This window comes from Pedobacter sp. (assembly GCF_965279535.1).
GTDB lineage: Bacteria > Bacteroidota > Bacteroidia > Sphingobacteriales > Sphingobacteriaceae > Pedobacter.
In genome coordinates this window covers 4,536,096-4,555,797 of the sequence record NZ_OZ257244.1, presented here as the reverse complement: position 1 = coordinate 4,555,797, position 19,702 = coordinate 4,536,096, and the positions used below count along the sequence as shown (strand labels likewise).

At 36.2% G+C, this 19,702-nt stretch carries 22 protein-coding genes and 5 tRNA genes; 5 read left to right on the top strand and 22 right to left on the bottom strand.

Annotated features, from left to right (window positions below; genetic code table 11):
* Positions 1 to 27 precede the first annotated feature (27 nt).
* The 15 genes from rplL to rpsU all read right to left on the bottom strand — a co-directional run bounded on the left by rplL (position 28) and on the right by rpsU (position 7,149).
* Positions 28 to 408 (bottom strand): 50S ribosomal protein L7/L12, encoded by a 381-nt coding sequence (gene rplL, locus ACQY77_RS18890; protein ID WP_421940762.1) that lies wholly within the window; start codon positions 406 to 408, stop codon positions 28 to 30.
* A 64-nt stretch (positions 409 to 472) separates the two neighbouring features.
* The gene (gene rplJ, locus ACQY77_RS18885) at positions 473 to 994 is read right to left on the bottom strand and encodes a 50S ribosomal protein L10 (RefSeq protein ID WP_421940763.1); all 522 of its coding nucleotides are present in this window, start codon (positions 992 to 994) and stop codon (positions 473 to 475) included.
* A gap of 2 nt (positions 995 to 996) precedes the next feature.
* Entirely contained in the window at positions 997 to 1,695 is a 699-nt protein-coding gene (rplA, locus tag ACQY77_RS18880; protein WP_421940764.1) for a 50S ribosomal protein L1, read from the bottom strand.
* Positions 1,696 to 1,715: 20 nt separating this feature from the next.
* On the bottom strand, positions 1,716 to 2,159 hold the full coding sequence (gene rplK, locus ACQY77_RS18875) for a 50S ribosomal protein L11 (protein ID WP_090884121.1): 444 nt from the start codon (positions 2,157 to 2,159) through the stop codon (positions 1,716 to 1,718).
* Positions 2,160 to 2,304: 145 nt separating this feature from the next.
* The gene (nusG, locus tag ACQY77_RS18870; RefSeq protein ID WP_090884123.1) at positions 2,305 to 2,844 is read right to left on the bottom strand and encodes a transcription termination/antitermination protein NusG; all 540 of its coding nucleotides are present in this window, start codon (positions 2,842 to 2,844) and stop codon (positions 2,305 to 2,307) included.
* Positions 2,845 to 2,853: 9 nt separating this feature from the next.
* Complete coding sequence (gene secE / locus ACQY77_RS18865; protein ID WP_090884125.1) at positions 2,854 to 3,051, bottom strand: preprotein translocase subunit SecE; 198 nt, start codon at positions 3,049 to 3,051, stop codon at positions 2,854 to 2,856.
* 91 nt (positions 3,052 to 3,142) lie between these two features.
* Positions 3,143 to 3,216, bottom strand: a tRNA-Trp gene (locus ACQY77_RS18860).
* Positions 3,217 to 3,271: 55 nt separating this feature from the next.
* Positions 3,272 to 4,459 (bottom strand): elongation factor Tu, encoded by a 1,188-nt coding sequence (gene tuf / locus ACQY77_RS18855; RefSeq protein ID WP_010601091.1) that lies wholly within the window; start codon positions 4,457 to 4,459, stop codon positions 3,272 to 3,274.
* Positions 4,460 to 4,583: 124 nt separating this feature from the next.
* Positions 4,584 to 4,655: transfer RNA gene (locus ACQY77_RS18850), tRNA-Thr, on the bottom strand.
* Between the two features lie 86 nt (positions 4,656 to 4,741).
* Positions 4,742 to 4,814, bottom strand: a tRNA-Gly gene (locus ACQY77_RS18845).
* A gap of 86 nt (positions 4,815 to 4,900) precedes the next feature.
* Positions 4,901 to 4,983: transfer RNA gene (locus ACQY77_RS18840), tRNA-Tyr, on the bottom strand.
* 38 nt (positions 4,984 to 5,021) lie between these two features.
* Positions 5,022 to 5,094, bottom strand: a tRNA-Thr gene (locus ACQY77_RS18835).
* Between the two features lie 478 nt (positions 5,095 to 5,572).
* Positions 5,573 to 5,920 (bottom strand): ribosome hibernation-promoting factor, HPF/YfiA family, encoded by a 348-nt coding sequence (gene hpf / locus ACQY77_RS18830; RefSeq protein ID WP_421940765.1) that lies wholly within the window; start codon positions 5,918 to 5,920, stop codon positions 5,573 to 5,575.
* 14 nt (positions 5,921 to 5,934) lie between these two features.
* Positions 5,935 to 6,819 (bottom strand): tyrosine-type recombinase/integrase, encoded by an 885-nt coding sequence (locus ACQY77_RS18825; RefSeq protein WP_421940766.1) that lies wholly within the window; start codon positions 6,817 to 6,819, stop codon positions 5,935 to 5,937.
* A gap of 135 nt (positions 6,820 to 6,954) precedes the next feature.
* Positions 6,955 to 7,149, bottom strand: a complete 195-nt coding sequence (gene rpsU, locus ACQY77_RS18820; RefSeq protein ID WP_086549247.1) for a 30S ribosomal protein S21 — start codon at positions 7,147 to 7,149, stop codon at positions 6,955 to 6,957.
* A gap of 166 nt (positions 7,150 to 7,315) precedes the next feature.
* Here rpsU and ACQY77_RS18815 point away from each other — a divergent pair, with 166 nt between their 5' ends.
* Positions 7,316 to 7,699 (top strand): hypothetical protein, encoded by a 384-nt coding sequence (locus ACQY77_RS18815; RefSeq protein ID WP_421940767.1) that lies wholly within the window; start codon positions 7,316 to 7,318, stop codon positions 7,697 to 7,699.
* Positions 7,700 to 7,791: 92 nt separating this feature from the next.
* Here ACQY77_RS18815 and ACQY77_RS18810 read toward each other — a convergent pair whose 3' ends face one another.
* The 3 genes from ACQY77_RS18810 to ACQY77_RS18800 form a co-directional block, all read right to left on the bottom strand.
* Positions 7,792 to 7,968, bottom strand: a complete 177-nt coding sequence (locus ACQY77_RS18810) for a DUF6496 domain-containing protein (protein ID WP_421940768.1) — start codon at positions 7,966 to 7,968, stop codon at positions 7,792 to 7,794.
* 218 nt (positions 7,969 to 8,186) lie between these two features.
* Positions 8,187 to 9,341: an acyl-CoA dehydrogenase family protein gene (locus tag ACQY77_RS18805; RefSeq protein WP_421940769.1), complete on the bottom strand. Its 1,155-nt coding sequence runs from the start codon at positions 9,339 to 9,341 to the stop codon at positions 8,187 to 8,189.
* A 255-nt stretch (positions 9,342 to 9,596) separates the two neighbouring features.
* Positions 9,597 to 10,493, bottom strand: coding sequence for a ComEA family DNA-binding protein (locus ACQY77_RS18800; RefSeq protein WP_421940770.1), 897 nt, complete (start codon positions 10,491 to 10,493; stop codon positions 9,597 to 9,599).
* A 97-nt stretch (positions 10,494 to 10,590) separates the two neighbouring features.
* Here ACQY77_RS18800 and ACQY77_RS18795 point away from each other — a divergent pair, with 97 nt between their 5' ends.
* The 3 genes from ACQY77_RS18795 to ACQY77_RS18785 all read left to right on the top strand — a co-directional run bounded on the left by ACQY77_RS18795 (position 10,591) and on the right by ACQY77_RS18785 (position 14,208).
* On the top strand, positions 10,591 to 12,342 hold the full coding sequence (locus ACQY77_RS18795) for a lysophospholipid acyltransferase family protein (RefSeq protein ID WP_421940771.1): 1,752 nt from the start codon (positions 10,591 to 10,593) through the stop codon (positions 12,340 to 12,342).
* A 270-nt stretch (positions 12,343 to 12,612) separates the two neighbouring features.
* Positions 12,613 to 13,821, top strand: coding sequence for a hypothetical protein (locus ACQY77_RS18790; protein ID WP_421940772.1), 1,209 nt, complete (start codon positions 12,613 to 12,615; stop codon positions 13,819 to 13,821).
* Between the two features lie 111 nt (positions 13,822 to 13,932).
* Positions 13,933 to 14,208, top strand: a complete 276-nt coding sequence (locus tag ACQY77_RS18785) for a hypothetical protein (RefSeq protein ID WP_421940773.1) — start codon at positions 13,933 to 13,935, stop codon at positions 14,206 to 14,208.
* Here ACQY77_RS18785 and ACQY77_RS18780 read toward each other — a convergent pair.
* The gene (locus tag ACQY77_RS18780; RefSeq protein WP_421940774.1) at positions 14,205 to 14,357 is read right to left on the bottom strand and encodes a FeoB-associated Cys-rich membrane protein; all 153 of its coding nucleotides are present in this window, start codon (positions 14,355 to 14,357) and stop codon (positions 14,205 to 14,207) included. The two genes, ACQY77_RS18785 and ACQY77_RS18780, sit on opposite strands and share 4 nt — an antisense overlap.
* A 146-nt stretch (positions 14,358 to 14,503) precedes the next feature.
* On the opposite strand from ACQY77_RS18780, the gene ACQY77_RS18775 reads away from it, so the two are divergent.
* On the top strand, positions 14,504 to 14,797 hold the full coding sequence (locus tag ACQY77_RS18775; protein WP_421940775.1) for a hypothetical protein: 294 nt from the start codon (positions 14,504 to 14,506) through the stop codon (positions 14,795 to 14,797).
* 112 nt (positions 14,798 to 14,909) lie between these two features.
* Here ACQY77_RS18775 and ACQY77_RS18770 read toward each other — a convergent pair whose 3' ends face one another.
* The 3 genes from ACQY77_RS18770 to ACQY77_RS18760 all read right to left on the bottom strand — a co-directional run bounded on the left by ACQY77_RS18770 (position 14,910) and on the right by ACQY77_RS18760 (position 19,653).
* On the bottom strand, positions 14,910 to 16,124 hold the full coding sequence (locus tag ACQY77_RS18770) for a hypothetical protein (RefSeq protein WP_421940776.1): 1,215 nt from the start codon (positions 16,122 to 16,124) through the stop codon (positions 14,910 to 14,912).
* Positions 16,125 to 16,224: 100 nt separating this feature from the next.
* The gene (locus ACQY77_RS18765; RefSeq protein ID WP_421940777.1) at positions 16,225 to 19,038 is read right to left on the bottom strand and encodes a TonB-dependent receptor domain-containing protein; all 2,814 of its coding nucleotides are present in this window, start codon (positions 19,036 to 19,038) and stop codon (positions 16,225 to 16,227) included.
* Positions 19,039 to 19,149: 111 nt separating this feature from the next.
* Complete coding sequence (locus tag ACQY77_RS18760) at positions 19,150 to 19,653, bottom strand: DUF962 domain-containing protein (protein ID WP_421940778.1); 504 nt, start codon at positions 19,651 to 19,653, stop codon at positions 19,150 to 19,152.
* Positions 19,654 to 19,702: the final 49 nt, after the last annotated feature.

The window sequence follows — 19,702 nt, the reverse complement described above, 5'->3', positions numbered from 1 at the left end:
CTTTTTTAGCGAAGCTAAATTAAGTGATTACTTAATTTCAACTACTGCTCCAGCTTCTTCTAATTGTTTTTTAAGCGCTTCTGCTTCGTCTTTAGCAACACCAGCTTTTAATTCTTTAGGTGCACCATCTACTAAGTCTTTAGCTTCTTTCAAACCTAAACCAGTTAAGTCTTTAACAAGTTTTACAACTGCTAATTTCTGACCACCAGCTTCTTTTAAGATTACATCAAAAGATGTTTTTTCTGCAGCAGCAGCAGGTGCATCACCACCAGCAGCAGGACCAGCAATCGCTACAGCAGCAGCTGCAGGCTCGATACCATACTCATCTTTTAAGATTTGAGCTAATTCATTAACTTCTTTAACTGTTAAGTTTACTAATTGCTCAGCAAACGCTTTTAAATCTGCCATTTTATTAAGATTTTAAAAATTTACGTAAAATAATTTTGTTTAATTTGCGAACTTAAGGTGTTCGTTAACCTTCTCTTTCTTGAAGAGTTTTAACAATTCCTGCAATTTTGCTACCGCCTGATTGAAGCGCAGATAGAACATTTTTAGCTGGTGATTGTAATAGACCAACAATTTCTCCGATAAGCTCTTCTCTTGATTTCAAGCTTACTAATGAATTTAATTGATCATCGCCAACATAAATTGATGAATCGATGTACGCTGCTTTTAGCAATGGTTTATCACTTGTTTTTCTCAAAGATTTAATCAACTTAGCCGGAGCATTAGCTGTTTTTGAGAATAATAATGATGATGAACCTTTTAAGGCTTCGAATATCTCTGAAGAATCGCCATCTAAACTCTCGATCGCTTTACGGATCAAAGTGTTTTTAGCAACTTTCATTACGATATCGCTTTCAAAACATTTGCGACGGATTTCATTGATCTTCTCAACAGAAAGGCTAGAGGTATCTGCAATATAGAAATTGCCATACTCCTGCATTTGTCCTTGTAGTTCTAAAACTACTTCGTTTTTTTCTTCTCTGTTCATGATTAAATCCCCGCTACTGATTTGGTTTCAACTGCAATTCCAGGACTCATTGTAGAAGACACGTGAATGCTTTTAAAATAAGTTCCTTTTGCAGCAGATGGTTTTAATTTAGCTAACACTTGAATTACTTCTAAAGCATTTTCATAAATCTTATCTGCTGGGAATGATACTTTTCCTATCGAGGTGTGAATGATACCTGTTTTGTCTACTTTAAAATCGATCTTTCCACCTTTTACATCTGTTACAGCTTTACCAACTTCGTTAGTTACTGTTCCAGATTTAGGGTTTGGCATTAAGTTCCTTGGTCCTAAAACACGGCCCAATTTACCTACTTTTGCCATACAAGCTGGTGTAGTGATAATAATGTCTACATCGGTCCAACCACCTTCAATTTTAGCCACATATTCGTCTAAACCTACGAAGTCTGCGCCAGCTGCTTTTGCTTCCTCTTCCTTATCAGGAGTTACTAAAGCTAAAACACGTACAGTTTTACCTGTACCGTGTGGTAAAGTAGCAATACCACGTACCATTTGATTGGCTTTACGTGGATCTACACCTAAAGCTACATCAATATCAACTGATGCATCAAATTTAGTAGTAGTGATTTCTTTCACCAAAGCAGCAGCATCTTTCAAAGTATAAGCTTTGCCAGCTTCTATTTTAGCATGTGCCTTTTTTTGATTTTTAGTTAATTTCGCCACTGTTGTAAACTGTTTTTTAATTAATTGTTCCAGGGTGCGTCACCAGAAACGGTGATTCCCATACTGCGTGCTGTACCAGCAACCATACTCATTGCTGATTCGATAGTGAATGCATTTAAATCAGGCATCTTATCTTCAGCAATAACTTTAATTTGGTCCCAGGTCACCGATCCAACTTTTTTACGGTTAGGCTCAGCAGAACCACTCTGTAATTTAGTCGCGTCTTTCAACTGAACTGCTACAGGAGGGGTTTTGATGATGAAATCGAATGACTTATCAGCATAAACAGTAATTACAACCGGCAATACTTTACCTGCTTTATCTTGGGTACGAGCATTGTACTGTTTGCAAAACTCCATGATATTCACACCTTTAGCACCTAATGCAGGCCCTACTGGTGGCGATGGATTTGCAGCTCCGCCCTTGATCTGTAATTTGATCATTGCACTGACTTCTTTTGCCATTTTCTGTTTTTAATTTATTTAAAACTCAATGTTAAATTTGGAAGCATGTAACATTTTATTTTCCAGACGGTTTTATACAAAACCAAAAGGACTGCAAAGATATGAATAATCTTGCAGTCCTCCTATATATTTTTAAAAATATTTTTTACTCTTTTTCTACTTGCATGTAGTTAAGCTCCAACGGCGTTTTTCTTCCGAAAATCTTAACCATTACTTTAAGCTTTTTCTTCTCTTCGTTTACCTCTTCGATAATACCTGAAAATCCGTTAAATGGCCCGTCCATAACTTTGATGTTCTCTCCAACATAGTAAGGAACGTTCATCATCTCCCCTTGCTCACTCATCTCATCAACCACACCTAAAATACGGTTAACTTCTGCCTGACGCATTGGGATTGGCGTGCCCGCTTTGTCTCCTAAGAAACCAATAACACTATTGATACCTTTGATTACGTGCTCTAATTCCCCATCTAAAATGGCTTCAATTAAAACATATCCAGGATAAAAGTTACGTTCTTTGGCTATTTTCTTTCCATCTTTCATCTGGTAGTATTTTTCCATAGGGATTAATACCTGAGGTACCAAATGAGAGAAACCTAAACGGCTAATCTCAGCATCTATATACTGTTTTACTTTCTTCTCTTTACCGCTAACAGCTCTTACAACATACCACTTTAGATCGCTCATTCAGAAATATTAATTAGAAAGTGATTTATAAAAAGTATCTAACACAAACATAGATCCTTTATCCATTGCAAAAATTAATAATGCAATGATTAAAGAAGCTACTAAAACAAGAACCGCAGAACTCTGAAGCTCACCCCATGTAGGCCAAGTAACCTTCTGGGTCATTTCATCGTATGATTCTTTTATAAATTGAACTACTTTAGCCATATTTATTTTAATGATTAAATGATTGAGCTAGTGAAGAAAGAATGTTAGCACATTCAAACTTTAAAACATTCACTAATTCAATCATTACTTTTGGCACGGGAACAAGGATTCGAACCCTGATCAAAGGTTTTGGAGACCTCTATTCTACCATTGAACTATTCCCGTGTGTTTAAAAAAGAGCTAGCCTTAACTAGCTCCTTTTATATTATTAAGCTTAAAATTAAGCTAAGATTTCAGTTACCTGACCAGCACCTACTGTTCTACCACCTTCACGGATAGCGAAACGTAGACCTTTTTCCATTGCGATAGCGTTGATCAACTTAACAGTGATGGTAACGTTATCACCTGGCATAACCATTTCAGTACCTTCAGCTAGTGAGATCTCACCAGTTACGTCTGTAGTACGGAAATAGAACTGAGGACGATATTTGTTGAAGAATGGAGTGTGACGACCACCTTCAGCTTTTGATAATACATAGATCTCAGCTTTGAAATCAGTGTGAGGAGTTACTGAACCTGGTTTACAGATTACCATACCACGACGGATATCAGTTTTCTCAATACCACGTAATAATAAACCTACGTTATCACCAGCTTCACCGTAATCTAAGATTTTACGGAACATCTCAACACCAGTTACTGTAGATTTTAAGTTCTCAGCACCCATACCTAAGATTTCAACTGGATCTCCAGAGTTGATTACACCACGCTCGATACGGCCAGTTGCTACTGTACCACGACCAGTGATTGAGAATACGTCCTCAACTGGCATCAAGAATGGAAGATCAGTTAAACGTGGAGGGATTGGAATGTAGCTATCTACAGCATCCATTAACTCCATGATTTTACCAACCCATTTAGCATCTCCGTTTAATCCACCTAAAGCAGATCCTTGGATTACTGGAATATCATCACCTGGGAATTCGTAGAACGATAATAATTCACGAACTTCCATTTCTACTAGTTCTAATAATTCAGGATCATCAACCATATCCACTTTATTCATGAATACAACTAATGAAGGAACACCAACCTGACGAGCTAATAAGATGTGCTCACGAGTTTGTGGCATTGGACCATCAGTAGCAGCAACAACGATAATTGCACCGTCCATCTGAGCAGCACCAGTAACCATGTTTTTCACGTAATCCGCGTGACCTGGACAGTCAACGTGTGCATAGTGACGGTTAGCTGTTGAATACTCAACGTGAGCTGTATTGATAGTGATACCTCTTTCTTTTTCCTCAGGAGCTGAGTCAATTGAATCGAATGAACGTGCCTCAGTTAAACCAGCATCAGCCAAAACTTTTGTAATAGCCGCTGTTAAAGTTGTTTTACCGTGATCGACGTGACCGATTGTACCGATGTTTAAGTGCGGTTTACTGCGGTCAAATTTTTCTTTTGCCATTTTATTTATAACTAATTAGTAGGTTAACTTTTTTATTAATTTTATTTATTGTTTTGATACAATGTAACGCAAAAAACCTTGTCCATCTGCACCTAAAACAGACTTAACAAAGCTTTTTCTTTTGAGCCAAAGATGGGACTTGAACCCACGACCTCTTCCTTACCAAGGAAGTGCTCTACCGCTGAGCTACTTCGGCTTTTTTATTAGCTCACTAGTTCAAGGGTCATTTGTTCAATTGGCTAACCATGAACCGATGGACAAACTTACTAATGAACATCTAAGAGCGGAAGACGAGGTTCGAACTCGCGACCTATAGCTTGGAAGGCTATCGCTCTACCAACTGAGCTACTTCCGCTTTTTTAAAATTAGTGATTGATTGAATGAAAGAATGAGAGAATTATTCTATCATTAAAACATTTGGTCATTACCGCATTTAAAGAGTGGGGAGAGAAGGATTCGAACCTTCGAAGTCTTACGACAACAGAGTTACAGTCTGTCCCATTTGGCCGCTCTGGTATCTCCCCAACTTTATCTTAAAATGTTAACACTTTAAAATAAAAAGAGCCTCCTATCGGAATCGAACCAATGACCTACTGATTACAAGTCAGTTGCTCTACCAGCTGAGCTAAGGAGGCTTTAAATTTTGTGCAATTATACGAAAAAACTTCTTTTTTCCTACAATTAACGTGTTTTTTTAAAACTTTTATCTTTTCATAGAACTTACCTTTTCTTCCTGGCGTAACGCCCTTTCCGAAAGGGAATGCAAATATACACACTTATATTTCACTTCAAAATTATTTTGAAAAAAAATTAGAGAAGTTATCGGCTAGACTGGTCTTAAACCAATCGCTTTTACAAATATTATCTTCATAATCAGCTGTTTTGCTTAAGCCAAAAAAATCAATAAATTTTTCATTTTTTTTCGAAGAACTTTAGAAATGCGCTAATCATCCAGCTCAATGCGGAACCAGGCGGCAGTTCGAAAATTTAAAAAAATTAATTTTTAGGGTGTTTTTCAGCTCAACCTGTTCCTGTTTATCCGGAATTTAGTTCAAAAAAAAAGGCAGCACAATTATTAATCATGCTGCCCTTCGCTTATTATTTTATTATTTTCTAGTAATCCGAGGCTTCGCTTTCGCTTAAAATCGCCTTGTGCTCACTTAATTTTGCTCTCGTTTTATCCTTATGTTTCGTAATTTGCTTTCTTAATGATTCGATAGCCAGGTCTGTGGCCTCTTCAAATGATTTACATTGTTCTTTAGCGAATAGGGTGCCGCCAGGTACAATCAGTTTAATTTCACTGATCTTGTTAGCCTCATCCTCTACGTTCTCTAACTTTAAATACACTTCACCGCTGATGATTTGATCAAAAAACTGATCGAGTTTATTCGCCTTTTTCTGTATAAAATCTAACAACTTACTGTCTGCATTGAAGTGGATTGATTGAACTCCGATTTTCATTTTTCCTCCTTTTTTTATGCCTTTGGATGGGCTTGTTTATAAATTGTTTTTAATCTTTCGATCGAATTGTGTGTGTAAACCTGTGTGGCCGCTAAACTGGAGTGGCCCAATAATTCTTTAATGGCGTTTAAATCTGCCCCGGCGTTAAGCAACGAGGTTGCATAACTGTGGCGTAATACGTGGGGACTCTTCTTCTCATGAGTTGATACATATTTTAAATGCCCGGTAACCGCACGGTATATCAGTTTTGGATATGCGGGGCTCCCTGTATTTGTAACGATTAATATAGGTAAATTGTTATTAAAATTCTGCAACTTTTTTAGTTCGATATATTTATTTACCTGATTGATAAGCTGTTTATTTATTGGAACAACTCTTTCTTTATTCCGCTTTCCCAATACCTTAATTGTATTTTCATAAATGTCTATATCAGACTCTTTAATCTGCAACAGCTCTGCCAAACGTAATCCGGCACCAAAAAGTAGTTCGATGATCAGGTGATCCCGTACGGCAGGAAAATCTTCTCCAAAATATGCTTCAGAATCCAAAAGATGATCCATTTTTTGTGAATCAACAAATACAGGTAAACGTTTGGCAACTTTAGGAGCCTTAATTAGCGCTGCCGGATTACTGATAATTTTCCCCTCCCGGAGCAAAAATTTATAAAAGCTTCTTAATGTTGATATTTTACGATTTACAGTTTGAGGGCTGTTATTGTTTTCCATCAAATCCACCATGTAACTCCGTAAATGATTGTGCTTAACAGCTGAAAGATCCAGTTCGAATGTTTCTTGAATATACTCCCTAAACTGGTTCAAATCTGCCTGATAGGAAGTAATGGTATGCTGAGAATAACGCTTCTCGTGGGATAAATATGTAATAAAACTCTTTTGCAACATTCAAACTCGTTTACACCGGCTTTAGTATGAAGTTACGAATAGTTTTGATATTAATAGAAAGTAAAAAAATAATAAACAAAAAAAATGCCTTCAAGAAAAAATCTCAAAGGCATCTTATTTTTATATAGAAAACAACTATGCAGTTGTATCTTGATTCATGTTTTGAATATAAACAGCATGTTTAATTTCAGTACGACGAGCTACAGATTTTTTCTCGTATGCCTGACGGCTACGTAGTTCTCTTAAAACTCCTGTTTTTTCGAATTTCTTCTTGAAACGTTTAAGGGCTTTATCTAATGATTCGCCGTCTTTAATGTTGATAATGATCATAACGCTGAAATACCTCCTCTCGTGGTTTTTAAATTCCCGTTCTATTCGGGGATGCAAATGTAAGTATTTTATTGAAAATGAGAAAGGTTTTATAAAGAAAAATTATTTATCGCTTTTGACAAACTTTTAGCGAACACTTGTTACATTTATATATAATATAAGTACTATGACAACAGGCAAAAAAGTTATCGTTATTTTATCTACCCTTCTTTTAATCATCCTTGCAATCATTTGTTATTACCGCTACTTTTTTGTTTTTGGTGAGGGTGTAAAAGCCGGCGAACTCAATTATGTGGTAAAAAAGGGCTATTTATTTAAAACATATGAAGGCAAGCTTATTCAAAGCGGAATAAAATCGCGCCAAACGGGCACCCTTCAAAGCAATGAGTTCGAATTCTCTATTGCAAATAAAGCAATAGCCGACAAGATGATGGCCAATAGCGGTAAATTTTATGAATTACATTATAAGGAATACAAAAACACACTTCCCTGGAGGGGATTTAGTGTATATGTTGTAGATAGTATATTAACTACAAGGGATATTCAGTAAAAGCTGAAAGTCAAGGTTAAAAGCATAACAGGATAAGCCACCACAGCGTATGCGCTTTACTTGTTTTACGCCTGGCCTTTCAGGAATAGTTTTTAACTTTTCTTTTTTGGAACCTTTGCTCCTTCTTTTCTCGCTTCAGACAGGCCTATCGCAACGGCTCGCTTTTTAGAGGTTACTTTTTTTCCCGAGCCACTTTTAAGTTTACCTTCTTTCATTTCGTGCATGGTCTCTTCAACTTTTTCTCCTGCTTTTTTTGAGTACTTTGCCATAACGTTGGTCATTAGTCATTAGTCATTAGTCATTAGTCATTAGTCATTAGTGGGAACAAGAAATTGGAAAACCTGGTTTTAAAAAAAGCAAAAAAAATCCGGAGGTATTTCAACCTGCCGGATTTCTCATAATATATTTGGTTTGTTAATGAAATTAAAGATGTAAAAAAACTTATCGCATGACCGATAATGGCTTAAAAGCTAAACCTTTTATCCTTCTACCCCTGTAATATTTCCCTGGCGATTACGATCTTTTGAATTTCTGAAGTTCCTTCGCCTATTGTACATAATTTACTGTCTCTATAAAATTTCTCTACCGGAAAATCTTTGGTGTATCCATATCCGCCAAAAATCTGTACAGCATCAGTGGCTACTTTTACAGCAACTTCCGAAGCAAAATATTTTGCCATAGCCGATTGTTTGGTTACGGGAAGATGCCTGTTCTTTAAATCACCTGCCTGACGAATCAATAATTCTGCAGCCTCAATCTCTGTTGCCATATCTGCTAATTTGAAACTTATGGCCTGATAGCTCGAAATTGGTTTTCCAAATTGCTGACGTTGTTTAGCATAGGCCACCGCAGCATCATAAGCGCCTTTTGCAATACCCAAAGCTAATGCTGCAATTGAAATGCGGCCACCATCCAAAACTTTCATCGCTTGTTTAAATCCTTCTCCAGCGTTTCCCAATAGATTAGCTTTAGGTACCCTACAGTTATCAAAAATCATTTCTGTTGTTTCAGAAGCTCTCATGCCAAGTTTATTTTCCTTTTTCCCGGCAGTGAAACCAGGAGTTCCACGTTCTACCACTATAGCAGAAATCCCTTTAGAACTCCCCTGCTCTCCTGTTCTTACCATTACTACAGCAATATCACCACTTTTACCATGGGTGATCCAATTTTTAGAGCCATTAATAATGTAATCGTCGCCATCTTCTACAGCGGTAGTCATCATTCTTAATGCATCAGATCCGGTATTCGCTTCTGTTAAACCCCATGCGCCAATCCATGCTGCCGAAGCCAGTTTCGGTAACCATCTATGTTTTTGCTCTTCGTTTGCAAAGGCTAAAATATGACCGGTACAAAGCGAATTATGCGCTGCCAAAGACAAACCTATTGAACCACAAATCCGTGCAACTTCTACAATCACATCGATATATTCCTGGTAACCTAAGCCAGATCCGCCATATTCTTCAGGAACTAAAACCCCCATTACCCCCAACTCTCCAAGCTGTTTAAATAATTCAACTGGAAAATGTTGCGACTCGTCCCACTCCATCACATTTGGGCGGATATGCTTTTCGGCAAAATCACGAACCATTTGTTTTACGCTCTGCTGGGTTTCTGTTTCTGAAAAATTGAAGCTTACGCTCATATAGTATAGTATTGGTTTAGGCAATTATAATCAATTATTTAATAGCTAGTTACCATCAAATATTAGGTAAAAACTAGAATAAAATGGTATTTAGTACAATAAATGAATCTGTAAGTTTTAAAGCAGTGAAAAGAAGTTGAAATACGCTCAAAATTTTATTTGATATTTTTTTGAATGATGTACAGCCTATATTCAAACAGTGCTGTTCAAGCGAAAAAGCGCAATTAACTAAACTTTACGAATCACCAGATGCCACTATTTAAAAGAAATATAAGGTAATACTTTTTCAATAGCCTGCGCATTGAGAATAGCTACCTTCTGTAAATCCGCAGCTTTTGAAAAATTGCCATGCTGTTTTCTATATTGCAAAATGGCATTTATCTGCTTATATGAAAGGTAAGGATTTATTTTCAACTCGTTAAATGTGGCGGTATTGATATTTATTATCCTCAAGTCAACCTTTCCCACCATTACCTGATCTTTGATTCCTTCATATTTAACAGAATCCAAGCCGTATACCTCCAGAAGCTGTTCCTTTTTGTAAAAGCCTCCAAGGCGCTCACGATATTTCAGAATCCTTTTTGCAAATGCAGGCCCTATACCCTTAACTGCATCCAGTTGCATGGAATCTGCATGATTAAGATCAATGATAGCTAAGGCCTTTTTTACAAATTCCTTTTTCTCAAACGCATATGTTTTTTTAGTATCACCCGGATCTTCAATTTGTACATAGGGCAATAGTTTCGCATACAGCTCAGGAGAAATGGTATACATTTTTTGAAGGTCCTCAGCCCGATAGAATTTCCCTCCCTTTTGTCTGTAATTTACTATTGATTGGGCCTGTTTGGGAGAAAGTCCAAGGCCTTCCCATCCGCTTTGGCTTAAGGTATTCGGATCAAAGGCAAAAAGTTTAGCTGCTTTGCTAGTCGCGTAATTATGATACAACTTCTTCTCAGGGTAAAATGATTCCTGATTAGTAATGCTTATATTTTTAATCTCCGCTAACAGATCCGGATTGTCTTTTTCTGCCGGTTGGAGATAGACATATATAATAGGTATACTTTTTAATACGATGATAATAAAAATCAGTAGCAGCAATCCATTGAATTCGCTTTTACTAAAACCAAAATATTTATTTAACCATGTTCTCATGCGTTATTTTTAACATACCTTATTCTAAATATAAATCTTATTTTTGGGATTGCGAAACGGAGCGGTTTTGCGGCAACAACCTAACGAATTTATTTATATGAAAATCATTACTACCTCAGAATTTGCTAAGGCGACGAAGATTGATAAGCTTGGTGTACCCGGATTAGCAGGTTTGTTGATGGAGATTATGAAATTGAACGACATCAATGATGTTTTCGCTCAAAATCAGCACTTTAAAGGTTTAGAGTTTGTAGATAAAATATTGGAAACCATTGGTGTTTCAATCGAATTTGATGAAGATGACTTAAATTCGATTCCTAAAACAGGGCCATTTATAGCGATAGCTAACCATCCTTACGGAGGGGTTGAAGGTTTGGCTCTGGTTAAACTTTTATGTACAGTAAGGCCAGATGCGAAGGTGATGGTTAACTTTATCTTGAAGAAAATCCCTAATCTGGATGAATTCTTTGTGGCTGTTAACCCTTTCGAAAACGTACAACACTCCTCAAGTATCAGTGGCTTAAAAACCACTTTTGATCTTTTACGTAACGGAACACCGATAGGAATTTTCCCTGCAGGAGAAGTTTCTACCTTCAAAATAGATGCTCAACAAGTGACAGACAGGTTATGGCACCCTGTGGTGGGTAAATTAATTGCCAAAGCAAAAGTACCTGTTGTTCCTATTTATTTTCATGGAAACAATGGCGTTTTCTTTAATATATTAAGCTTCATCCACCCAACATTACGCACAGCGAAATTACCTTCAGAGTTTTTAAATAAGCATGGCCGTACCATTAAAGTGAGGATTGGAAAAGCCATTACGGTTTCTGAAATCTCATCTATGAGTGCTGGAAATAAGCTGATGGATTATCTGCGTGCACGTACTTATGCTTTAGGTGTTGGTTTAGATACAGAAAAAAAACTGTTCAATCCGTTAAAGCTATTTAAAATCAAGAAAAAGCCTGCTGAGGTTATTGAGGAAACTGCCAGAACATTAATCAAAGCTGAAGTAGAAACTTTAGAAGACTTTAGGGTCTGGACCGAAAAAAATTACGAGGTTTATATTGTACCTACACTGAAAATCCCTAATGTTCTGAGGGAAATTGGTCGTTTAAGAGAGATCACCTTTAGAGAAGTTGGTGAGGGTACAAATAAAAAAATCGACCTCGACAATTATGATATTTACTATAACCACCTGTTTATCTGGGATAAGGATTTAGAAAATATAGTTGGGGCCTACCGTATTGGTAAGGGAGACGAAATTTTAGAGAGTATGGGTCGCCGCGGCTTTTATCTTTCAGAACTTTTTAAAATGAAAGATCAATTTTATCCAATGTTAAAACAAGGAATTGAATTGGGAAGATCATGGATCAGAAAAGAATATCAGGGCAAACCCTTACCACTATTTCTGTTGTGGAAAGGTATTCTTAAATATCTTCTGGACAATCCGCAGTATCGATACATGTTTGGCCCGGTGAGTATCAGCAATAACTTTTCGAAATTTAGTAAAGCCTTGATTGTAGATTATATCACTAAAAACCATTTTGACTATGAAATGGCGAAATATGTTAAACCCCGAAATAAATTCAAAGCAGATTTACTACCCATTGCAACTGATGCTTTGGTAGATAGCAGTGAATCATTCAAGGATTTAGATAGTATTATCGGCGATATTGAAAATACACACATTAAGATACCTGTATTGCTAAGGCAGTACATGAACCTGAACGCAAAGATCATCTCTTTTAATATTGATCCTAAATTTTCAGATTGTTTAGACGGGTTCCTGGTGGTAGACACCCACAACATTCCGGCAGAGATGCTGGAAAAGCTTGGCAAGAATTTGTAAATCAACAAAAAAACCTCAGACATCCATCTGAGGTTTTTTATTATCAACTAACCTAAACTTTATAAATACTAACCAAATATTTATACCGCAAAAGTAAGCCCATCACATTAAGGATATATTAAGCCCGCGTTACGATTTAACAGAAAAAGCTTCTTAAAAAATGGTTTAACGTTAAGAAAATGTTAACCAGCGACACGAACCTTCACATAAAGAAATTGTTGCTTTTACGTTAATTATATGTAAATTCAATGTAACCAAATATGGCGCGGTTTGAAAAGTAGGCTTTTAAAATATTATCTGTTTTTAATTTCCTTCATTGGTTTGATGGCTTTACCTGCTATTAAAACCCATGGCCAGAATTACTCATTCGATTTTTATAATGGCACTTTTAATTTTACAACAGAGCAAGCTTTCCTCATTCAGGTTTCAAAAACGGCCAACTATCCTGATGTAGCAGAATTTTACACTAAAATCAACAAGGTTAAAGATACTGTATTGATAGCTGCCCTGGAAAAATACCGTGGTCAATACCATTTTAACGACTGGGTTTATTATCAGTTGATTCGCAAAGTAGCAGAGCAAATTAGCCCTAAAAAAGAAAACTATTTTAGATATACTTTATATAAATGGTATTTATTGAATAAATGTGGTTATGATGCCCGCATTGCAATTGGAAATGAACAGATTGTTTTTTATGTAAGGAACGAGGAAGACATTAGTGACATTCCATTCTTTATGGTCGACAATAAGAAATACAGTTGTTTAAATTATCATGATTATGGTAAGCTTTTTAAACAATCTGTTTATTTACCAGTAAAAATAACGATTCCTGAAGGGAAAAATTCCTTCTCTTATAAAGTTACCAAAATGCCTGATTTCAAGCCAGAAGATTATCAGGTGAAAGATATTGCATTTAGCTACAAACAAAAAACCTATCACTTTAAATTAAAGGTTAATGATGATGTTCAGACCTTATTTAAAAATTATCCGGTAGTTGATTTTGAGAGCTACTTTAATATCCCGCTTAGCAGGGAAACATACAGCTCGCTGATTCCTGTTTTAAAGGATAATTTAAAAAAGATGGACCAGAAGAAAGGTGTTGATTATTTAATGAGATTTACACGCTATGCTTTCCTTTATGAAGATGACGGGCAAAACTTTGGCAAGGAAAAGAGATTATCCCCAGAACAAACTTTACTTAATAAATACAGTGATTGTGATGACCGGGCTGCATTATTTTTTTACCTGGTAAAAGAAATTTATGACCTGCCTATGATTGCCGTACTCTACCCTACTCACCTCACTATGGCTGTTCAATTTAACAAACCCGTTGGCAACTTCATTACTTATAATGGTAAGAAATATTCTTTCTGTGAACCTACCCCACAAATGGAAGACTTAAAGATTGGGCAAATACCTCAAAATCTAAAAAATATCAAATTCGAGATTGTATACGCTTACGAACCCCGACATTTATAGAGGCCTGTATGATGTTAAATTAATTTTAACAAAATGTTATCTTATTGATAAATGACTGCATCACCTACTATTTGAAGTATTTTCGCATAATAGTATTCAAAAGAATAAAGTATGCCGGCTACCATCTACACCATTATTAAGGAGTTTTACGCTGATATTCATGGCCATGCCATTAAGGCTAGAATTATGTCGCCTGTGCAGGATGACAGCACCTTCATTTTCCAGGTTAACCTATATTATAAAAGTAAAAGCGATGCTGAAGCTCACGAACCTGCATCAAAATTTACCTCCTATGCAAATGCAGAAAGACATTTACTTCAATACATGGAAGGGTTTCAAAATACGCTGGACCTGGGAGGAGATGTAGCCAGAGGTGCTAACTTCTAAACATTTTCCTGATCATCTTTCTCCGGAGGAAGTTCTGATTGAATGGTTTCTTCCTCAAACTTCTTCTTATCCTTTAGATTTTTTCTAATCAGGTAGCCAATCAAAAGTATTACTAATATTGCTACGCCTATCAATATGGGATAATTCATTGTCTTGAGATTAAGTGTTCAAATCAACTACTTAAAGATACTTTAAAATTATTAGATGTTAAGTATCACTAACTTAGTTAACATAATCATAATATTAATTTAACTTTTGAATCGGCTATCTTTGGGCAAAACCCATAAGCAGTTAAATGAAAAAGAAGAAATCCAGGTCGAAAGCACATTCGGCAAGCAAAAAAGAACGTAAAGCATTAGCATCTAAATTAGCAGTTGCATTTAACGAAGTGGTGAGTGAATATGGCAAAGCTAAGAAGACTGAGAAATTGATAGAGAAATTTGCTAAGCAACTCTCCAGGAAAATAAATCTTAATGCACTGCAAATTGAAAACAATCCAGTTGCAGAACAAGTAATTCCCTTGGTTCCCGCTGAAGAAACAGCCAAACCAAAGGCAAAAAAGCAATCTCCCGTAAAAAAAGATAGTTAACTATCGTGATTGATTTAATTCTGAATCGGTTTACATTAAAACTGATTCGACAAAAAAAGGGTATTCAAGTTAATGAATACCCTTTTTATTTGCCTGCTTAAAGGCTTTGTTTTTATAGGTTTGCTAATAAATCAACACCATCAACTGTTGCCCATTTGCCCTTAGCTAATGAAGCACCTGTTGCAGTAGTTGTAACCGCCCAGTTAGCACCAAAGCTAGCTGCATTAAGCGTGAAATCTGCTGCTGCTGCTCCACTAATAAATAACAATGGGGTATTGTTAAGCTTTACGTTCGTCAACTTGATTTTGCCACCAACAACCTGATTGTCATAAGTTGCTTTATCACGGATTTGTATCGCACCACCTGCGAATGCTGTAGGAGTGGTTTGACTGGTATATCCATCAATAACAATATTACTGAAATCGCCATTACCATTAGACTTAAATTGGATTGCATCTAACTGGATTTCACTTTGTGCTTCAGTTTGCGTACCAGTAGCTCTTTTCAAAGTGATATTAGTTACTTTTGGCCAGAAGTTATTGTTAATACCTTTAGTTTCAACTTCCATACCGTAGTTACCAATACCCGTTTGATAGGCGAACCAGTTAGTATTGTCCTGACCTCTCCAACCATCTTGCCAGTCGAAAGAATCATCAGAGTTTCCATAAGAAACTAAGTTCTTACCACTAACAGTACCTCCATAAAATTCAAAACCATCATCATTACCTTTATATGATACCAGGTTTTCTAATACTGTGCCGTTACCTACTGAATAAAAAGAAAAACCATTGTGTTCTTTATTGTTCGTAGTGATAACCTGACCGGCGTATTCAACTCTTACATATTTTAATGAACCACCATTATGCGCTGCATTGGTGCCACCGTAACTTAAATTTAAGCCATCTTCAGAAATTGCTACCTGGGTACCAACAGCTGTAGATGAGTTTACAATTGGTGCATCACCATACATAATGATACCAGCCCATGAACCTGCGATTTTAGATTTTTCGGTTAAAACAATCGGGTTATCTGCAGTACCATTAGCGATTAACTTACCACCATTAAGTACAACTAAACCATCTTCACCATTTGATTTATCAGCAGTAAATGTAGAACCGGCTTCGATGGTTAATGTAACTCCTGATTGAATTTTAACCATTCCTTTCAAAGTGTAATTACCATAAGCTAACGTTCTGTTTGAAGTAATATCACCAGTGATTTCACCTTCAACTGGCACTTTTGTAGGTTGGGTATCATCATCATCATCTTTAGAACAACCAGTAAAGATTGTAGCTGAAACTGCAATTGCGTAAAGTAACTTTTTCATTTTAATTTTTTTTATAGTGTAAAATTAGTCTGTGAATGTTGTGGTTGTATTAACCCAACTTTACCATTGTATTAAGTTGGGTTAACAAAATGTTAATTAGTTAGAAAGTATAGCCTAAGCCTAACGATACCCCTACACCTCTCTTATAATCTTTAACGGTTAAGCTATTTTCATAGATCTGTACAGTACTTTTATTACCTAAGTCTACCCGGTAGGTTGGGTTTAAGATGTTTTCCACACCTAATTTCAAATCCCATTTTGTAGCAATTTTATTGTTCCAAATGAAATCTAATTTCCCGAATGGCTTTTCATAGTAGTTATCTAAACCATTTGTACCTACTGCATAAATGCGTTCACCGTAAATGTTATAAGCAAGTGTCATAGTGCTCTTCCATTTCTTACCGAAATCTGTTTCATGCTTAATGTCTGCATTGATTAACCACGGAGAAGCACCTTGTAACTTACGGGTATTATCATCACCGATTGCCGCAGTTTCAGAGCTGTTTTTAACCTTGTCGATCGTTGTTTGAGTGTACATCAATGAGGTATTGAAACCTACAGAGAAATTAGAAAGTGATTCACTGATTCTTGAAAGCTGTAATAACAACTCCAGTTCAGCACCATAAATCACTGCTTTTTTAGAGTTATCATAAGTAATCTGTAAACCACCACTACCTGCTGATTGTAAGAATAAACGCTCAATTGGATTTTGTAAATACTTTGCAAAACCAGTAACTGCAATCATTTCCTTACTGGTTGGAAATAATTCGTATTTGATGTCGAAATTGTAATTTTTACTATTAACTACATTTGGGTTACCGTTTTCAATGGTTGCATCGGGATTAACAAATTCTAACGGATATGCCTCCATAATTACAGGTTTAGTAAGCGTTTTTGATGCAGAAAACCTCAAATTAGCCTTATCTGTTAATGCATACTTTAAGTTAGCCGATGGTAAAATGTCAACGTTATTTCTGGTTATTTTTTGAAAAGGATCATCAAAGCTTCCTGAATTTCTATATCTCGTAATCCTTTGTGATTGTTCTACTCTTGTACCAACATTTAAATTTAATTTATCGTTCAACACGAGTGCTAAGTCTGCATAACCTGCGTTAACACCTTCCTGCATTTTTGCTCTGTAAGTTGCGTTAGAACCTTCTCTATAACTGAAGTTCAAATTGGCAATCTCTGAGCTAAGTGCCGCATCAGGATTATTCGTATTCAAAAGAACATTGTTGGAATTTAAGTTTTGAGAAACCAAAAACCTAAAGTCAGATTCCATTCTGTTGAACGAGCCGTTGTAACCCACAGACAATTTATGTGCTTTAGCTAAATCCTCATTTCCAAATTTCCAGTTATACTCTAACATTCCAGAAGCAAAGAAGTCGCCATTGAAATCCATGTACTGTCTAACAATACTATTTCCTGTATAACTTACAGAGGTGTTATCGCCAATCATAGAACCTTTGAACGACTTTCTATCAGGCAATTGATATTGAGTTTTTGAATATGAAACACCTGCTTTGATACTGTGTGCATCATCTTCAGTGATTTTATAGTTTCCAAACAACTGCCCGGTGAAGAAATCTGTTTTCTGTAATTGATTCAATCTGATAAATGAATTATTCACATTTTTCTGACTGTTGGTGTAACCCAATTGATCCTGAATCATGTTTTCGGTTCCTTTTAAATAAAAGGCATTCAAGTTTAAACTTAATCGGTTTGAACCATAGTTGAAAGCACCCAAAACAGAAGAGTTGGTAGAGAACCTGTATCGGGTTGTGTACAGATTATTATCATAAATACCTTGTGCAGTATTGAAGAAACGATCTACTCCTTCTCTAACCTGGAAATTATTATCTGTGTTAAGTGAAACTAAATACTGAAATGTGCGTTGATTTTCAAGATTAATTTTTTGTGAGTGCAAGATACCAATGTTGGTGTTCAGGGGCGCTTTAGATTCGTCAACATTAAAGCCAGAACCAAATTGAGAATTGGCTTCGCTAGATGTCATGGTATAAGAAGATGGTACTTTACCAAAAGCTTTAGGCAAATCCCGTTCATTTCCAGTTATTCCGAAATAATCGCCTACTGATGTTGCATCTTCTGCTCTAAGGAATTTTTTGAAGCTGCTATTCGATACATAACTAGCCCCGATATTGATTTTGGTAACACTCTTATCACCTTTAGCAGTTACAATATTAAATGTTCCTCCGGCAAAATCGCCATATAATCCTGAGTTAAAGGTTTTCGAAGTTTCTAAAACACTTACTATATCTGTAGGAAATAGATCTAATGGAATAATTTTTTTGAATGGATTGTTAGAAGGAACTGCCAATCCGTTAATCAATAGGTTGTTATAACGATCTTCTAATCCCCTTACAAACAAACCACGTCCATCAACTTTAGTAATACCGGTAATTTTGGTCAACCCTTCTTCTACATCACTAACACCTTTTCTAGATAGCTCCTGGATGCCAATACCTTGCTTTATTTCGGTCGCATTTTTTTGAAGTGCTAATAAGGCTGTTTCGTTTTCTTTATTAACAGTGGACTTAATTTCAACCTGTTGAAGCGTTTGACCACCAGCTTCTTCTAAAATAGCATTGAGTGTGGTCACCTTTCCATCGGTTACTTCAACATTTGGTATTTCTTTATTGGTGTAGCCAACATATTGATAAACCAAAGTGTATTTACCAGCAGCTAATCCTGCGATGGTATATTTACCTTCTACATCAGTAGCAATTCCTTTGGTAGTACCTTTAATTTTTACAGTAACGCCGATTAAAGTTTCAGCAGTTTTCTTATCTGTTACGGTACCTGAAATTTTACCTGTTTGTGCATAAGAAACTATGCCTAGAAATAAAATCAGAACTGTTAGTGCCGATTTTTTAAGAGTTGTGATTGAGTTCAATTTGCCTGTATTTAATTTTAGGCAAAGCTATTACCACAATGTTAGCTGTATGTTAGATGTTAATTAAGATTTGTTTAGCTAAAAGTTAAATTAATGTTACCGAGCTCAGGATTAATACCGAATACCTGTTTTCTTGCAAATGAAGTGCAATAACCAAATCGGGCCTATTAACAAGAATTTAATATCGTCTAAAAAGGATGGTTTCTTACCTTCTATTTTATGGCCGATAAACTGGCCAATCCAGGATAAGACAAAGATGATTAAAAAGATTAACCAGGCTGCTGGCCCACCTGCTGCTTCCCAATATTCGAGTTGAACAATTCCGTAACTCATGATGCCTACAACCCAAATCATCATAAAGAATAAAACAGGCGAAAGTGTAAAATAATAATACAAGCTAAAAGCCAATAAGAAAGAAGCCCAGTTAAAGTAGCCATTATAACTACCCAGAAAGCCCAGGCGTGGAAAAGGAATCTGCCAAACCAGCCCCAGAAGACTAAAAACGATTAACGGCACACAAATCCAATGGAATAATTTATTGGTTGGATTTTGATGGCTTTCTGCATATTTATCAAAAAGGACATCAACCGGGCGTTTCACTTCTAGCGTTTTCATACTTGGTTTGCTCATTTACGGTAAAATTAACAAAAGCTAAGCATATTCT

Coding starts and splice junctions, on each gene's coding strand:
- rplL (WP_421940762.1), bottom strand. CDS start 408: ATGGCAGATTTAAAAGCGTTTGCTGAGCAATTAGTAAACTTAACAGTT.
- rplJ (WP_421940763.1), bottom strand. CDS start 994: ATGAACAGAGAAGAAAAAAACGAAGTAGTTTTAGAACTACAAGGACAA.
- rplK (WP_090884121.1), bottom strand. CDS start 2,159: ATGGCAAAAGAAGTCAGTGCAATGATCAAATTACAGATCAAGGGCGGA.
- nusG (WP_090884123.1), bottom strand. CDS start 2,844: ATGAGCGATCTAAAGTGGTATGTTGTAAGAGCTGTTAGCGGTAAAGAG.
- secE (WP_090884125.1), bottom strand. CDS start 3,051: ATGGCTAAAGTAGTTCAATTTATAAAAGAATCATACGATGAAATGACC.
- tuf (WP_010601091.1), bottom strand. CDS start 4,459: ATGGCAAAAGAAAAATTTGACCGCAGTAAACCGCACTTAAACATCGGT.
- hpf (WP_421940765.1), bottom strand. CDS start 5,920: ATGAAAATCGGAGTTCAATCAATCCACTTCAATGCAGACAGTAAGTTG.
- ACQY77_RS18825 (WP_421940766.1), bottom strand. CDS start 6,819: ATGTTGCAAAAGAGTTTTATTACATATTTATCCCACGAGAAGCGTTAT.
- rpsU (WP_086549247.1), bottom strand. CDS start 7,149: ATGATCATTATCAACATTAAAGACGGCGAATCATTAGATAAAGCCCTT.
- ACQY77_RS18815 (WP_421940767.1), top strand. CDS start 7,316: ATGACAACAGGCAAAAAAGTTATCGTTATTTTATCTACCCTTCTTTTA.
- ACQY77_RS18810 (WP_421940768.1), bottom strand. CDS start 7,968: ATGGCAAAGTACTCAAAAAAAGCAGGAGAAAAAGTTGAAGAGACCATG.
- ACQY77_RS18805 (WP_421940769.1), bottom strand. CDS start 9,341: ATGAGCGTAAGCTTCAATTTTTCAGAAACAGAAACCCAGCAGAGCGTA.
- ACQY77_RS18800 (WP_421940770.1), bottom strand. CDS start 10,493: ATGAGAACATGGTTAAATAAATATTTTGGTTTTAGTAAAAGCGAATTC.
- ACQY77_RS18795 (WP_421940771.1), top strand. CDS start 10,591: ATGAAAATCATTACTACCTCAGAATTTGCTAAGGCGACGAAGATTGAT.
- ACQY77_RS18785 (WP_421940773.1), top strand. CDS start 13,933: ATGCCGGCTACCATCTACACCATTATTAAGGAGTTTTACGCTGATATT.
- ACQY77_RS18780 (WP_421940774.1), bottom strand. CDS start 14,357: ATGAATTATCCCATATTGATAGGCGTAGCAATATTAGTAATACTTTTG.
- ACQY77_RS18775 (WP_421940775.1), top strand. CDS start 14,504: ATGAAAAAGAAGAAATCCAGGTCGAAAGCACATTCGGCAAGCAAAAAA.
- ACQY77_RS18770 (WP_421940776.1), bottom strand. CDS start 16,124: ATGAAAAAGTTACTTTACGCAATTGCAGTTTCAGCTACAATCTTTACT.
- ACQY77_RS18760 (WP_421940778.1), bottom strand. CDS start 19,653: ATGAAAACGCTAGAAGTGAAACGCCCGGTTGATGTCCTTTTTGATAAA.